Below are 14,303 nucleotides of genomic sequence, written 5' to 3' on the forward strand. Positions count from 1 at the left end.
ATCCGAAAGCCTTCTCTAGTAACGCCTGATTGCCAGAATCTTGCGTCGCATTAGTCAGGCTCATTACTACATTCTTCAATTCGGTTAGCGGAGGCTCAATATTCAGGTTTTCATCAGACTGCTTTAATCGAGCCCCAAACTGAGAAAGCCTATCCAATTCTGGTTGTAGGGTTAAAAGCAACTGGCCTTTCTCAGAAGAGTCATTAGACAGAACTAACCATCGATGTGCATTACTTGAAACCGTGTTAAAAGATTGAAGAGCTTCAACCTTAACTCGTGTAGTTTCAAGATTCTTCATCTTCGTATCGTTCTTGATCACTTGGTTGAATGTAAACCCAAACATGGTGATTACAGACACAGTAGTAAGAAGAATTAGACGCCACCTAATTGATATATATGTCATTTTTATAACTACTCCCTTCCCGAAAGTAATTTAACCTAGCCCAAGTAAAGAGTAGGACATTAACAGCGGTTATTGATCAAATTGGATATGAACAAACGATACTCTGAGTCCAGAAAGGCAAATAATCTACAGTGTACGAAGCAAACGCTGCTATCAGAGTAACAAATCAATGAAACGTTTCATTTCCGAGAGAGAGTTATTATCACTCGCATAACAAGTAAAGAAGTCACGCTGTCAGGTCAGAAAGGCAGCAAGTCAAAGTGCTAGGTACGAACAAATTACTAAATTAAGGTTAAATTTGTGAGATCCAAACGTTTGCGCTCTGCATTTTTTTCACGCAACGATGGCTTATTCGAAGGTCAAACAACAAAACAGACTGATTGGCTTGTTTGTTGTTTACCATTTACGTGTAACTTGGGTTGGTGATCACATCTTTAATGATCACTATGACTTTCATTACATATCATATTTTGATTTGAGTATTTTTTGGCGGAAATTAAGTGCTACAGATTGTTAAAGTCAATAGCCTTCATCTGAGTGTAAAACTTGATTTATGGCTAATATTACGCCAACTTACAGATAATTTATCTGCATTTATTTTTCCTAGCAGAATAACCAGTCGTACCTTACAATCCTGCCACATAAAAGTTACAAGTTACACACAACGCATATCAAGCACATTCAAGTGGCATGAAAGACCACCGCTTGATAGCTCAACCTCCTATGCTGATTGGCTTCCCTACAATCGCCATGACTGCAGAACTTAACGTGAAAGGTCCCGAGTAAAGATGAGTCCCGAAAAGCACCTCCTAGACTGGCAAACTAGTCAAACTATTGCTGAATCCATCTCTCCAACTTTAGGTCAGTTATACCGCCAAAAAGGCGTAGAAGTTATCCTCTTCGGTAAGACCTTAGTCAACGCAACAACGATCGACATCATCAAAGCTCACCGCATCGCAAAACGCTACACAGGTTCACCGCTAACTGCAGAACAAACTCAACCAATTATCCAGCATCTTCTATCAATGCGCTTGTCACCTTGCCGCGTTGATGTTGGTCGTCTAGCAGCTCAGTACTGGGAAAACCACGAAGATCTCAGCGCGATGGATGATTTCCTTCAAACAGCTCTAATGGGTTCATTAGAAGGCGAAGCGATGACCACACCTCGCGACGTCGTGTTATACGGTTTTGGTCGTATCGGTCGTCTATTAACTCGTATTCTTGTAGAGAAAAGTGGTCCAGGTTACCCACTTCGTTTACGTGCAATTGTAGTTCGTGGTGGTAAAGACGGTGATTTAGAAAAACGTGCAAGCCTACTACGTCGTGACTCAGTTCATGGTCAGTTCAACGGCAGTATCGTTGTAGACCAAGAGCGCAAAGCGATCATCGTTAACGGTAATTTCATCCAAGTTATCTACGCGAATAAACCAGAAGACGTGGATTACACGGCTTACGGCATCGATAATGCTTTAGTTGTTGATAACACAGGTGTGTGGCGTGACGCGGAAGGCCTAAGCCAACACGTAGCGTGTAACGGTGCAAGCAAAGTTCTGCTTACTGCACCTGGCAAAGGTGACATCAAAAACGTTGTGTTCGGTGTAAATGAAGATGTGATTCAACCTGAAGACACCATCATCTCAGCAGCAAGCTGTACAACGAACGCGATTACACCAGTGTTGAAAGCCGTTCACGACAAGTTCGGCGTTCTGTCTGGTCATATCGAAACAGTTCACTCATTCACCAATGACCAAAACCTGATTGATAACTTCCATTCAGGTGACCGTCGTGGCCGTGCTGCTTCATTGAACATGGTACTGACATCGACTGGCGCTGCAAAAGCAGTATCAAAAGCGATGCCAGAAATGGAAGGCAAGCTAACCGGTAACGCGATTCGCGTACCTACGCCAAATGTTTCAATGGCAGTAGCAAACCTAAACCTTGAGAAAGGCACCAACAAAGAAGAGCTGAACACGTACCTACGTGAAATGGCACTATCTTCTGCCCTATCTGCTCAAATCGATTACACAGACTCAACTGAAATCGTTTCTACAGACTTAGTTGGCTCTCGTCACCCTGGCGTTGTTGACGGTGTTGCGACTATCGCACAAGACAACCGCGCTGTTCTATACATTTGGTACGACAACGAGTTTGGCTACAGCTGCCAAGTTATTCACTGCATGGAACAAATGATGGGCGTACGCTACAAAACTTACCCAGCGGTTTAATATCTCTGAGTAAAACAAGCTCCACAACATAATAACTATATCCGCGAAGCCTATTTCAGGCTTCGCAACCCCTTCTGTTTTACTCTCCCGTATAAACAGGAGGGTTGCCACTTAGATCTGATCTCTCTAACCGATCTAAGTGGCCTTTTTATATCAGAAGTTCTGATAAACAATCACTTCTAAAGTTCTACCTCGACATCAGACTGAATCGTCTAGTGAATTAGCAAATGGCATACTCACTTTTGTTTCCGCTTCTTTGCCAAGCGTTGAGACAAATACTTTGACTGCACTGTTCACATTGAATACAGAACATATAGGGGCTCCAGTACTTTTTATTAGCTGTACGTACTTCGCTGACAGTGACATATTCCAAACCCTATTAAGTATTAAGCATGCCAACTTTTAATTCATTGATTTTAGAGATTAACTTTAAACCATATTTTTAGTGCGTCATTAAAACTACATTTACGAGCTAAGGCAAACACACGGTCATAGTGACTCTCGTCAATTATTTTGCGGCGTTCATGTTTCGTTCAGAAAAGGGGCGATAAAGTAACAACATAGAAAAAGAGGAATGAATATGAAAAATATATTAGTTACGATTGTTGCGCTATTTACTGGCCTTTTGGCGCTATTCACCAGCTTGATCCTTGCTATTCCTTTGGCTATCGCAGCATTAATCACAGGAAAGCGCATTCAAAATAAAATGAAGAAACAAGGCTTCGCAGCTTATATGGACACTCACCACTCATCAACATCTGATGCTGGTGTTATTGAAGGCGAATACGAAGACCTTTCAAATAGAAAATAGTCTAAGCTTTTGCTTCAAGACAACAACGATAGAGGCTACACCAAGCAATGCACAGAAAGAGCCTTCTAACTCTGCTCGCTATTACGACTTCAGGTCTCATTGGCTGCTCCTACGAGACCATCACTCCCGCTTACGAAGCTTCGCCAAGCCTGCCTGAGTATCAACAAGACAGCTTCGATGACTATGTGACCGAAACTCAAGACTGGCTATTAAAAAACCGAGTATTCATCACCGAAGACAAGCAACTAGAGGTTCAACTTAATTCACCCACTGAGTACAAGCCGACCTCACCTAATGGTAAAGCAGTTCTGTTGGTCCATGGATTAGGCGACTCGCCGTATTCGTTTAAAGACATTGCAAAACATTTAGCCGACCAAGGTTACTTGGTGAGAACCGTGCTGCTTCCAGGTCACGGCAGCCGTGCAGGTGACTTAATGCAACCGCATCTCGAAGATTGGCAAGGCGTGGTGGCTCATCATACTAAGTTACTTGAGCAAGAGTACGATTCAGTATGGCTAGGCGGTTACTCTACCGGTGCAAACCTCGTCACCTCACAAGCGATGAAGGATCCAAAGATCGCAGGATTACTGCTGTTTTCACCTGCATTTCAACCGAATTCATCGGCCGTGCAATACGCGGGGCTAGCGAGCTATTTTGTGACTTGGGCGGACCAAGATCCTGAAGACAACATACTGCGTTATAACTCGCTGCCAATGAACGGAGCATCGGTATACTTCGAGACCTCAGAAATCGTTCGTGACGACTTAAGAGAAAAACAATTCGACAAGCCAGTGTTCATTATGATGAGTGAAGGCGATAGTGTGATTGACACTCACTTCGTTCAGCAGGCGTTTACTGAATCTATGCCAAACCCGAATAACGTTTTGGTGTGGCAAGGAGAAGCCAAGCTCGATGACTCTCGCGCTGTTCAATACAGCATGAAAATCCCAGAGCAACGTATCTCGAACGGTTCTCACATGGGCTTGCTGTTCTCACCAAACAATCCGTATTACGGTATCAATGGTAGTGAAAAAATTTGCTCTAACGGACAAGAAGAGGGCTTTGAAGAGAAGTGTAATGCGAACAGCGAAGTGTGGTATTCAGCATGGGGATACCGTGAAGAAGGTAAAAATCACGCTCGCCTAACGTATAACCCTTACTTTTCCGACTCTATGGCTAAACTAGATTCAGTACTAAACTCGGCAGGTTAGCCAGACAAACTCATAAAAACTAAAAAGCTCACTAGCGATTCGCTGTGAGCTTTTTTAAAACATAACTTTTTATTACGTTTCCGTTGTTTAACGCTATATAGTCCACACTACGCGCACAGCAAGCAAAATCAAAACGATACCTGAAAGTCGATCAATCAACTGCGCTTTTGAACGGATTCGTTCAACAATGAGAGGCCTAGATAGCACCAAGGTGATGAAGGTGTACCATAGGCCATCAACAATCAGCGGAGTCGAGACAATAATCACTTGGTTGGTCAACTCATTGCCAAGCGCGACAAACTGGCTGAACAGAGCGATGAAGAACAGTGCGATCTTAGGGCTCAAGATAGAGATCAAGAAAGCTTCACGAGCAGACTGCATGTAGCTCATCTGTTCACCAGCTTCTAATTTCGAAGCTACCCCACCTTTCGAACGCAGAGCATTGACTCCCAAATACAACAGATAAGCTGCACCCGTCAAGCTAATACCTTTAAATAACACTGGAGATTGCTCCAATACCACTGCCAAGCCTACGATGGTTGCAAACGCATAAATACCAATACCCGCAGCGTGTGACCAAGCAGCGATAAGCCCGTTGATACGACCACCAGCTAAGCTGTGTTTAGCAATCATTACTAAACTTGGCCCCGGAGACATTGCTCCCAATAGACAAATAGCCAATAAAGAAAACCAAATTGTTACCGTCATCATTTCATTCCTAGTCAAACCATACGTTCTTGTTGAACGCTCTACCATTGATAGTTAGCATAATTACCACTTAGTATTATTTGAAATCAAAGATAATCATCATGGTTATGATTTTAAGTCATACTGATATTGTAACTCGACTTTTGCATTGCTTGGAATGCCTTTTCTCGAGCCCATTTATGTGCCGAATCGTTGTCGTACTTCGGGTGCCACATTAACCAATAGGTGTGCATTTCAGTTTCGAATGGCAATGGAAAATACTTAGCCTCAAGATGCCTACCTAGGTTATAGGCAATGTGCTCAGGTACGATCATCAAATAATCGTCTTGCATTAACACGTTACTTGCCGATGAAAAGAAAGGAACCTTAAATGCCACTCTGCGTTTCAGCCCTTGCTTTTTCAATGCAATATCGGCGTAGCTGTCTTTGTCCCCTCCTCCAGTCACCTTGATATGAGAATACTGGACAATATCTTCGGAACTTAACACCTCTTTATGAGCCAATGGATGTGATTTGCGCATTAAACACACCGATTTGTCCTCTCCAAGCTTGATACTCGATACATGTTCCGGCTTTTTAGGAAACATGCTGGAAGCCAAGTGAATTCCTGACTCATTGAGTGATTCAAGGTAGTTTGGCTGCCACAAACGGTAGGCCAAATTGATATTCGGCGCGTCTGCTGATACCTCGGCAACAATCACTGGCAAAATATACTGAGCAACATAGTCACTAGAAGACAATACAAACTCTCCCTGCCACTCTTGTGGTTCAAACGGTTTGTCATCTAGTAGGTGGTCAAACTCACCGAGTAGGTCATCGAGTTTCTCTTTAAGCAAAATAGCTCGATTGGTTGGCACCAGCTTATTACCATCACGCACTAACAGAGGGTCACCACATAAATCTCGTAGCTGGCTAAGTTGGCGACTCACCGCTGATTGTGTGATATGCAGGCGTTGCGCGGCTCGGCTCACATGACACTCTTCAAGAAGGACATGCAATGAACGCAGTAAGTTTAAATTAATATTGCCTAGCATGAATGTACCGTCGGATTCAGCGTGTTAAAAAACTCGGTCAACACAGTATGAGTCATTAGATGGCGAAGCTCTGGATAGCTTTGCAGATGATCGCGAACTTGATTTAAACGTTCCATACTCTCAACCTCGACATACAGCATCATATCGGTCTCTCCGCTAATTGAGTGGCACCATTGCACACCGTCAATACCATGAATTTGATTCTTCCCATTTATTGTTCTATTCAACACGCCTAATTTGACACAACTCTTGAACTTATAACAGTCGCTGTTTAGGTCAGCCGACACTTTGACACTTAATCCACGAAATACCGTAAAATGACGGCGGCTTACGACGTTTCGCTAGCTGTATTATTGATGACGACAATATAAGCTTTCATTCACACTCTTTCCATTTCCAGATCAAAATCGTCACAAGCTAGGAGAGCGAATGACCCAGCTAAAACAAGAAATCACGCTAATGTCCGGCATTGGACAACTTTCAACGACCTTGCTTGGTACTGGGCTATTTATGATTCCCGCTATCGCGGCAGGTATTGAAGGTCAATTATCGCTGTTAGCCTAGTTAATCCTGTTTATCGCCATTTGTCCTATTGCTCTCACTTTCGCCGCACTAGGTAAACGCAACCCGAACGCGGAAGGCACTGCCTATTTTGTTCGCCAAGCGTTTAGTGAAAAGTTGGAAACGAGTGTTGCTTGGTTATTTGTGAGTGAAGTACCCGTGGGTATCCCAGCGGCTATCGCATTGGCTGGTGGCTTTGCCCAACAGTTATTACCAGCTCCGCTCAACACACCACTCGGCGCTCAATTTTTACCGTAGCACTACTGATTGTGGTCAACTTGATGGGCAGTAAGTCTTCAGGCCGCCTGCAAACCGTGATTGCCCTTTCGATCTTTGCCTTAGTCAGCGCTTTCGTTTGGAAAGCAGAGAACACTATAGCCGATATAGCAATACCGAGCTTATCCTCTGACTCTATGTGGTCTATCGTAGCCAGTTGTTTCGTAGCTGGCTTAGTGTATTAGGCTTGTTCCGTGGTTATCCTCAAACTAGGTGCGTATGGTTCAACGGAATTTGACGCCGCATCAATCCCATGGGTAACTGAACAGCTGTTTGGTAATGGGTTTAAAGCTGTTATCAGTGTGCTTGGTTTCTTTGCCTGTTTCGCTAGCCTGAATCCATACACCCAACGCTTGTCACGAATGATCTGGGCTCAGGCTCGCCAGCATCGACCGGACGGTAAAATGGCACAGCTCAATAGCCGCGGAGTGCCGCTCTCCCCAACGTTAGTAATCGGCGTTATCGCGCTGCTTTCATGTGTGATTGGCGAGCTGTCCAATCTAGATCTTGAGTTCTTTCTAAAGCTCGCTAACGGTATTTTTATTCTAGTTTATCTGCTCGCAATGCTAGCTGCTTGCCAACTTCTGAAAGGTACATCTAGGTACACGGCGATGCTTTCGTTGGTTATCTGTACTGTCGTGTTTATCTGCCTAAGTTGGTCAATGCTGTATGCTTTGACGACTTTTGTGACATTGTCACTCCCTTGGCAAAAGTGGTTCGATAAACCCACCGTCTCTATCGATAAGTTATAAGCACTATCGATCCTTTTATTGATAGAAAAGCCGAGCGATCGCTTTGATCTTCGGCTTTATTTCTGCCAAACGAACATTCCCAAAACCCAATAACGCCCCATTCCAATCACGCTCAACACTCGAGCCATATTCGTAAAAAGAAAATAGGTGAACAAGGCCCGATGGTGATACCGATGCTCGCTTGGCGAGTCGATGATATGGTCTATATCCATAGCGCTAAAAACAGTCGCTTACTAAAAGGGCTTAAGAAAGGCGAGCCAACCTGTTTAACATTCACCTTATTCGATGGTTGGGTCTTGGCCCGCTCAGCCTTTCATCATAGCGCCCATTATCGTTCTGCTGTGGTGCTCGGATCATTTTTAGTCATCGACGACAATCAAGAAAAGGATCGCTTGCTGAATATCTTCATTGAGCAGATAGCCCCGGGGAGAGCCAACGAGGTTAGACTGAGCAATGAAAAAGAGCTCATTGCGACTGAGTTATTGGCGATACCGCTAACCAAAGAATCAGTATAAATTGGTAAGCATGGTGTGAACGACGACAAAGCAGATATGGATACCCCAGTGTGGGCGGGTGTACTGCCTTAGCGAACCGTTGTTGCCCCGCTAGAAACTGCACCCGAGCAAGAGGGGCTCATTGAAAAACCGGATTATCAACAGGCTTATGGTGAACGCTGGTATCAAAATTGACAGACCGAAATGGCCAACGCGTTAAAACTGTTTACAATCTGGCTATCAAAAATTTAACATCAGTAAATAACGTAGCCGAGCGATGCAGACGAATAAGGACTTTCAACAACATCAGGGATTGCTCAATGGTATTGGGCAAGTTTACTTTACTCCAACAATCATCACGTCTGTTTTATTTCTGATTGCCATCTCAGTCGAATCCCTTTCTGTCTTAGCCCTTACACTATTCGGTGCAGTGAGCAGTTATGTATTTTCTTGCTATACCAGAGAGCCAATCGACAATATCAATAATGGAATGTATGCGTTGAATGGTGCTCTCGTCGCCCTGTTTATCGGAAATATATTGGGGATCACACCCGTCTTAGTGATGGTCACCTTCTTAGGTGCATTGTTCACTGTTCCCATCGCAACCGTGGTATTTGGCTTTAAAAAGTACCTAGGCTATACCAGCGCTTTCGTCATAACATCTTGGGTAATTTATGTGACTCAGTGGAGCTTAGATCTGTCGGTATTATCTCCTTCTGCCGATGAGCAAGCTCCACACAACAATATAACGACAAATTTAGAGGCTCACCTACCCCCTTGTATCGTGATCATGCTAAAAGGAGTCAGCCAAGTCAGCTTTATCAACAATGCGTGGACGGGGTTAATTATCTTAGTGGCGATCATGCTTAACAACATCCGACATGCTATTTGGATAGTGTTGGCAGTAGCAATCAGCACTCTGTTTAGCGAGGTAATTGGCGCAAATGACCAACTGATCACTCAAGGGCTATATGGATACAACGCTGTGCTAGCGACACTCGCACTGGTTCTCTACCCAAGAGTTTCGTGGTTTTTAGTGATATTAGGCGGTATGTTGAGTTGCCTCATTACACTCATATTCCACACTTTTAACTTACTGCCACTAACCGCGCCTTTCATTATCAGCACTTGGGCCATGGTGTACTTATCGAGCAAACAACACACCTGATAAAGCTCTATAAACCAGTTCTAAACCTTTCGACATATTGCTTCGGGGTCAAGCCACGGTGCTTTTTAAACATTCGCGTAAAGCTTGCCACGTTGGTATAACCGAGGCGTCTCGCCACCTCTTCAACCGGCAATGAATAACTCAGCAACTCAACGGCAACGTTACTCAATGCGTAACCCATAATGGTGGAAAAGTTAACTCCTAGTTTGTGCAGTCGTCGCTGAAACTGCTGCTCAGACAAACCAAGTAAGCTCGACACCTTATTCAACGTTGGTAAGCCAAAGTGGCGACTATAGTTGATCATTTCATAGGTCACCTTATGTTCATCACCTGCGTCTGGCATGTTGAGATAGTTATCTAAATCATGGAAATTCATCGCTAAACTCATTTTCCCTTCTGACGGCGAGTGATTCATAGATAGCCTAGATTTACTCAGTATCCATACTTCAGTTCTCGGTTGTCCCCACTGAATATTGCAACCAAAGTACTTGTGATAAAGCTCAGTATTTTCTCGATGTCCGGCAATAGAAACGGCAGAAGGCACGAAATCAGGCCCGAGATAACGCCTTAATATCTTCATCATAAAGATCGCAACACGTACGGAATCGTGAACCTTACCAGTCTCAGAATATTCAGGGTTGTCATAACACCACTTAATCAGGTTGCCCACTTGCGCCCCATATAAAAAAGCGCCAGACTGCAAACAATGTAGCCCGATGTTAACGCGTCGAATGGTCGAAGCTAGGTCATGTCCGGAGAAAAACCATTTAGCAAGCGGGCCTAACTTTTCGATATCGACTCTATCAGCAAGCTTTAAGATGATGTCTGGATCATCCGTTTTCTGCTCCAGTAAGCCATACCATTTATCCACTTCATTGACCGGAATTAGGTTCATAGCGTTAGCAAATACCGATTTGGGAATACCTAAAGAATCCATATCTAGCTCACGATTCACCGCTGCGTACTGATATATACCTAAAATTCCTAATGCTCTTAAGAAGTTACAATTATTCATTCGTCGCAAACCCCAGCCAAAACAATTACAGATCACCTCATATAGGTGTCATTATTAAAGTAATTAGTAAATTTTCAACCTATAAATCTGATATCAACCACACTCAGCGCTCAATTTAACCTAGGGTATATCAATGAGTTTAGTAAGTGTCCCATTTGTTGGAACTGGCGCTGACACAGTGCTACATGTTGTTGCAGGTGTTGTACTCGTCGCAACGATTGCCGCTGCATGTTACGGGTTCTGGCGAGTCCATGAACTACCGATCAACAAGGCTCACAGTAAAGAGCATCAACAACTCGGTTTGATCACCGCGCTCACTTGGATTGGCTTTTTATGGCACTGGGTGTGGGTACTCGCCGTCATTTTGGCATTCGTTGATATGGAAAAAGCAATCATCCACCTTAGGGATACATGGAAAGCCCCCGCAGCACCGAAAGAAACCAGTAACGCTGATAACAAAGACGAGGAGAAGCAAGCATGTTAGAGGGCTTAGCTATTTGGGCACTATTCATTTATTTACTGAGGCTGATTGGTATGCCTTGGAATAAAGGAACGAAAGCCTTTACGTACCTAGGTGGTACTTCTTGGTTGCTGTTTGTGTGGGTAGGACTGATTAACTTTACGCCGATGGACCTCTCAGGTGGTTCCGTCGTTCAATCTCCCCATATTCAATTGCGTCCAGATTCAACCAATGTAACGGGAAAAACCACGAAAGTTCATATTCACCCAAACCAAGACGTAGCTGAAGGTCAGTTAATCTATGAGATTGACAATACCAAATATGTGATCGCTCGAGATAAGGCGAAGGTTCAACTTGAGTCAGCAGAAGTCGCGTTAGACACAGCTCGCCAAGAAGTCAGCATTGCAAAAGTCAGCTACCAATCTGCGCTTGAAGACATCAAAGCCTCAATAGCACAGATTGAGTCAGCAAAGACCGACCTAGTTTTACAGTCTAAGACGCTGGATCGTTATCAAAAGCAAAACAGTGTGGTTGAGCACACCATTACAGAGTCTGATATCGACCAACAAACCGCAAAAGTGGACTTAGCGACCCATAATGTGACTACACTTGAGTCTCAGTTGAGTAAGAAAGAGGTGGATGCGGAGAACGCCAAGTTAAACATCCAAAAAGCCGAAACCAATGTAAGTAAGAAGCAAACCGAGGTCGACTCTGCTAAATCCACATTGGCACAGGCACAGTGGGACTTGAATAGCACGAAAGTAACGGCGCCATCAGATGGCTTTGTTACCAACTTTATTCTTCGTGAAGGGCAACGTGTTTCGATGATGCCTCGTATCCAAATGTATACCGAGGAGAAATACGTATTAATGCGAGTAAACCACCAAGCGATTCGCAATATCAAAGTAGGTCTGCCTGCGGAGTTCGCAACAGCGGTATACCCAGGGAAAATCTTCTCTGCGACAGTAGAAGGAATTGTGGAAGCAACGGGGGAGGCACAAGCCAGCTTATTAGGTATCGATGAAGAGGTTCGAATAACCACAGGTCGAAACCTTCAGAACAAGCACCACTTCGTTCGTTTAAAGATTGATGAAACAGAAGGTTACGACATCCCTGTCGGCTCAGTAGGGCTTGCTTGGGTTAGTGGTGAGAAGCCAATTAGTTTTATGGCCTTCCTCGATGTTATTCGTGGCATCATCATCAGAATGAAGTCTCAACTGTACTTCTTCTACTCTATCTAACCACCTTAATGGATTAGAAATACCAAGCCCGAGTGATCATTGATTACTAGGGCTTTTCGTTTCTTGAATACAAATCGATAGGTTTAAACTGGAAAGAAGAGCCAACATCTTGAACTCCCCTACTATTTGTCGTCAAATCGCACCCATTCGCAAAATGCACTTGCATTACGCAAACACAAAGTATCAAAACGCAAAAAAAGCGCTTAAATACGCACCAAATTGCTATCAAACAGGCGATAATCAGGTTATTAAAGTTGGCACACTAACTGCAGTGTACCCAATGACCCTTCTTAAGCCGAGGGTCACCTAGCCAACTGACGTTGTTAGTGAACCTATACTTGTTCACAAAATATTTAAGCCAATCGCGGTTATTGCGATTGGCTATTTTTTTGCCTATCGTTTACTAAACTTGCACTCCCTGTATACAGACAACCATTCATACCAATAACACTCAACATTCATACTCAACCTGCATATTGTTAGTCGCAAACACGTGATAGAAAACGTTTCCTATTAATTTCCACAAAAAGCCCATACAAACAACGCCATGTTTTATATATAAATTTTAGCCAAAACTGGTTTTAACGACTGACTATTGACAAATTTAGCATTGACTATGTGATTTATATCACCATAATGCGCACGTTTGCCTGCAATATGGCGACCGTTAATTTTAATTTTGATCATTTGCGGAGGTTAAAAAATGGCTGCTGATAATAACTACAGTCTAGGGCCGGTTCCACCATCGGCTAGGAAAGGAGTTGCTTCACTCACCATGGTAATGCTTGGACTCACTTTCTTCTCTGCAAGTATGTGGACAGGTGGTTCACTCGGGACAGGCCTTTCATTCAACGATTTCTTCCTCGCTGTTCTCATCGGTAACCTAATTCTCGGTATTTACACTTCTTTTCTTGGCTACATCGGCTCATCTACTGGCCTCTCAACTCACCTCCTAGCTCGTTTCTCTTTCGGTACCAAAGGCTCATGGCTTCCTTCGGCCCTACTTGGCGGCACACAAGTCGGTTGGTTTGGCGTAGGTGTAGCTATGTTTGCAATTCCGGTACAAAAAGCGACAGGCATCGATACCAACACACTAATCATTGTATCGGGCTTGTTAATGACGGGTACAGTGTACTTCGGCATCAAGGCGCTAATGGTACTTTCAGCGGTTGCCGTTCCTGCTATCGCGATTCTAGGGGGCTACTCTGTGCTGGCAGCGGTAGACAGCGTAGGTGGTCTAGAACAGCTGCAGCTTATCAAACCAGAAACGCCAATGGACTTCTCTGTTGCGCTAGCGATGGTTGTGGGTTCATTTGTTAGTGCAGGTACATTAACGGCTGACTTCGTGCGCTTTGGTAAAAAACCAGCAAGTGCGGTACTCATTACTATGGTCGCATTTTTCATCGGCAACTCCCTGATGTTCATCTTCGGTGCAGCCGGTGCTGCCGCTACAGGCCAAGCTGATATTTCTGATGTCATGATCGCACAAGGTCTTCTACTTCCGGCGATTATCGTACTAGGTTTAAACATTTGGACGACTAACGAAAACGCGCTTTACGCATCAGGTTTAGGCTTCTCAAGCATCACCGGTCGCTCGAGTACTACAATGTCTATCATCAACGGCATTATCGGTACCATTTTCGCGCTTTGGTTATACAACAACTTCGTTGGCTGGCTAACGTTCCTTTCGCTAGCGATTCCACCAATTGGTGGCGTAATCATCGCAGACTTCTTCGCGAACCGTCAGCGTTACAAAGATTTTGCAAATGCGGAGTTCCAAACCGTTAACTGGGCTGGCATTATCGCGGTAGCAACAGGCGTAGCAGCAGGTCACTTCCTTCCTGGCGTTGTTCCATTGAACGCAGTATTAGGCGGTGCTATCGGTTACCTAGTGCTAAACCCTCTACTGAATAAAAAAGCTCTGAAATCTCAGGCCGCTTAAGG

At 44.1% G+C, this 14,303-nt stretch carries 16 protein-coding genes; 11 read left to right on the forward strand and 5 right to left on the reverse strand.

Going from position 1 to position 14,303, the window contains the following annotated elements:
• Nucleotides 1-403, reverse strand: a 403-nt coding sequence (locus ACTRWI_RS16470) for a hypothetical protein (protein WP_499132873.1), incomplete at its 3' end; no start/stop codon positions are given.
• Nucleotides 404-1,191: 788 nt separating this feature from the next.
• Between ACTRWI_RS16470 and ACTRWI_RS16475 the strand changes: the two genes are divergently transcribed.
• From ACTRWI_RS16475 to ACTRWI_RS16485, 3 genes are all read left to right on the forward strand, one after another.
• Nucleotides 1,192-2,628: a glyceraldehyde-3-phosphate dehydrogenase gene (locus tag ACTRWI_RS16475; RefSeq protein WP_499132875.1), complete on the forward strand. Its 1,437-nt coding sequence runs from the start codon at nucleotides 1,192-1,194 to the stop codon at nucleotides 2,626-2,628.
• A gap of 580 nt (nucleotides 2,629-3,208) precedes the next feature.
• Nucleotides 3,209-3,439, forward strand: coding sequence for a hypothetical protein (locus ACTRWI_RS16480; protein WP_499132877.1), 231 nt, complete (start codon nucleotides 3,209-3,211; stop codon nucleotides 3,437-3,439).
• 47 nt (nucleotides 3,440-3,486) lie between these two features.
• The gene (locus tag ACTRWI_RS16485; RefSeq protein WP_499132879.1) at nucleotides 3,487-4,650 is read left to right on the forward strand and encodes an alpha/beta hydrolase; all 1,164 of its coding nucleotides are present in this window, start codon (nucleotides 3,487-3,489) and stop codon (nucleotides 4,648-4,650) included.
• Between the two features lie 93 nt (nucleotides 4,651-4,743).
• Here the strand turns inward: ACTRWI_RS16485 and ACTRWI_RS16490 are convergent, their stop codons facing one another.
• The 3 genes from ACTRWI_RS16490 to ACTRWI_RS16500 form a co-directional block, all read right to left on the reverse strand.
• A complete protein-coding gene (locus ACTRWI_RS16490) occupies nucleotides 4,744-5,358 on the reverse strand; it encodes a LysE family translocator (RefSeq protein ID WP_499132922.1) in 615 nt (204 codons plus the stop codon).
• Between the two features lie 113 nt (nucleotides 5,359-5,471).
• Nucleotides 5,472-6,392: a LysR family transcriptional regulator gene (locus ACTRWI_RS16495; RefSeq protein ID WP_499132880.1), complete on the reverse strand. Its 921-nt coding sequence runs from the start codon at nucleotides 6,390-6,392 to the stop codon at nucleotides 5,472-5,474.
• Nucleotides 6,386-6,619 carry an Lrp/AsnC ligand binding domain-containing protein gene (locus ACTRWI_RS16500; RefSeq protein WP_499132882.1) on the reverse strand — a complete coding sequence of 78 codons (234 nt, stop codon included), beginning with the start codon at nucleotides 6,617-6,619 and terminating at the stop codon, nucleotides 6,386-6,388. Before ACTRWI_RS16500 ends, ACTRWI_RS16495 begins: the two co-directional genes overlap by 7 nt.
• Before the next feature lie 202 nt (nucleotides 6,620-6,821).
• On the opposite strand from ACTRWI_RS16500, the gene ACTRWI_RS16505 reads away from it, so the two are divergent.
• The 5 genes from ACTRWI_RS16505 (at nucleotide 6,822) to ACTRWI_RS16525 (ending at nucleotide 9,643) form a co-directional block, all read left to right on the forward strand.
• A complete protein-coding gene (locus tag ACTRWI_RS16505) occupies nucleotides 6,822-6,956 on the forward strand; it encodes a hypothetical protein (protein WP_499132884.1) in 135 nt (44 codons plus the stop codon).
• Nucleotides 6,957-7,070: 114 nt separating this feature from the next.
• Nucleotides 7,071-7,211, forward strand: a complete 141-nt coding sequence (locus tag ACTRWI_RS16510; protein ID WP_499132886.1) for a hypothetical protein — start codon at nucleotides 7,071-7,073, stop codon at nucleotides 7,209-7,211.
• Between the two features lie 212 nt (nucleotides 7,212-7,423).
• The gene (locus ACTRWI_RS16515; protein WP_499132887.1) at nucleotides 7,424-7,981 is read left to right on the forward strand and encodes an amino acid permease; all 558 of its coding nucleotides are present in this window, start codon (nucleotides 7,424-7,426) and stop codon (nucleotides 7,979-7,981) included.
• A 161-nt stretch (nucleotides 7,982-8,142) separates the two neighbouring features.
• Complete coding sequence (locus tag ACTRWI_RS16520) at nucleotides 8,143-8,496, forward strand: pyridoxamine 5'-phosphate oxidase family protein (RefSeq protein WP_499132889.1); 354 nt, start codon at nucleotides 8,143-8,145, stop codon at nucleotides 8,494-8,496.
• Nucleotides 8,497-8,752: 256 nt separating this feature from the next.
• Nucleotides 8,753-9,643 carry an urea transporter gene (locus ACTRWI_RS16525; protein WP_499132891.1) on the forward strand — a complete coding sequence of 297 codons (891 nt, stop codon included), beginning with the start codon at nucleotides 8,753-8,755 and terminating at the stop codon, nucleotides 9,641-9,643.
• Nucleotides 9,644-9,650: 7 nt separating this feature from the next.
• Here the strand turns inward: ACTRWI_RS16525 and ACTRWI_RS16530 are convergent, their stop codons facing one another.
• Entirely contained in the window at nucleotides 9,651-10,658 is a 1,008-nt protein-coding gene (locus ACTRWI_RS16530; protein WP_499132892.1) for an AraC family transcriptional regulator, read from the reverse strand.
• Between the two features lie 133 nt (nucleotides 10,659-10,791).
• Here ACTRWI_RS16530 and ACTRWI_RS16535 point away from each other — a divergent pair, with 133 nt between their 5' ends.
• The 3 genes from ACTRWI_RS16535 (at nucleotide 10,792) to codB (ending at nucleotide 14,301) form a co-directional block, all read left to right on the forward strand.
• Complete coding sequence (locus ACTRWI_RS16535) at nucleotides 10,792-11,142, forward strand: MFS transporter (protein WP_499132893.1); 351 nt, start codon at nucleotides 10,792-10,794, stop codon at nucleotides 11,140-11,142.
• Entirely contained in the window at nucleotides 11,136-12,359 is a 1,224-nt protein-coding gene (locus ACTRWI_RS16540) for an HlyD family secretion protein (RefSeq protein ID WP_499132895.1), read from the forward strand. Before ACTRWI_RS16535 ends, ACTRWI_RS16540 begins: the two co-directional genes overlap by 7 nt.
• A gap of 703 nt (nucleotides 12,360-13,062) precedes the next feature.
• Nucleotides 13,063-14,301, forward strand: coding sequence for a cytosine permease (gene codB / locus ACTRWI_RS16545; protein WP_499132896.1), 1,239 nt, complete (start codon nucleotides 13,063-13,065; stop codon nucleotides 14,299-14,301).
• Nucleotides 14,302-14,303 lie beyond the last annotated feature (2 nt).

It is taken from the genome of Pseudoalteromonas sp. G5_S1_14_S5, assembly GCF_054968605.1.

Excerpts from the sequence above, each read along its gene's own strand:
- ACTRWI_RS16475 (WP_499132875.1), top strand. The coding sequence starts at position 1,192 with ATGAGTCCCGAAAAGCACCTCCTAGACTGGCAAACTAGTCAAACTATT.
- ACTRWI_RS16480 (WP_499132877.1), top strand. The coding sequence starts at position 3,209 with ATGAAAAATATATTAGTTACGATTGTTGCGCTATTTACTGGCCTTTTG.
- ACTRWI_RS16485 (WP_499132879.1), top strand. The coding sequence starts at position 3,487 with ATGCACAGAAAGAGCCTTCTAACTCTGCTCGCTATTACGACTTCAGGT.
- ACTRWI_RS16490 (WP_499132922.1), bottom strand. The coding sequence starts at position 5,358 with ATGACGGTAACAATTTGGTTTTCTTTATTGGCTATTTGTCTATTGGGA.
- ACTRWI_RS16495 (WP_499132880.1), bottom strand. The coding sequence starts at position 6,392 with ATGCTAGGCAATATTAATTTAAACTTACTGCGTTCATTGCATGTCCTT.
- ACTRWI_RS16505 (WP_499132884.1), top strand. The coding sequence starts at position 6,822 with ATGACCCAGCTAAAACAAGAAATCACGCTAATGTCCGGCATTGGACAA.
- ACTRWI_RS16520 (WP_499132889.1), top strand. The coding sequence starts at position 8,143 with ATGGTGATACCGATGCTCGCTTGGCGAGTCGATGATATGGTCTATATC.
- ACTRWI_RS16525 (WP_499132891.1), top strand. The coding sequence starts at position 8,753 with ATGCAGACGAATAAGGACTTTCAACAACATCAGGGATTGCTCAATGGT.
- ACTRWI_RS16530 (WP_499132892.1), bottom strand. The coding sequence starts at position 10,658 with ATGAATAATTGTAACTTCTTAAGAGCATTAGGAATTTTAGGTATATAT.
- ACTRWI_RS16535 (WP_499132893.1), top strand. The coding sequence starts at position 10,792 with ATGAGTTTAGTAAGTGTCCCATTTGTTGGAACTGGCGCTGACACAGTG.
- ACTRWI_RS16540 (WP_499132895.1), top strand. The coding sequence starts at position 11,136 with ATGTTAGAGGGCTTAGCTATTTGGGCACTATTCATTTATTTACTGAGG.
- codB (WP_499132896.1), top strand. The coding sequence starts at position 13,063 with ATGGCTGCTGATAATAACTACAGTCTAGGGCCGGTTCCACCATCGGCT.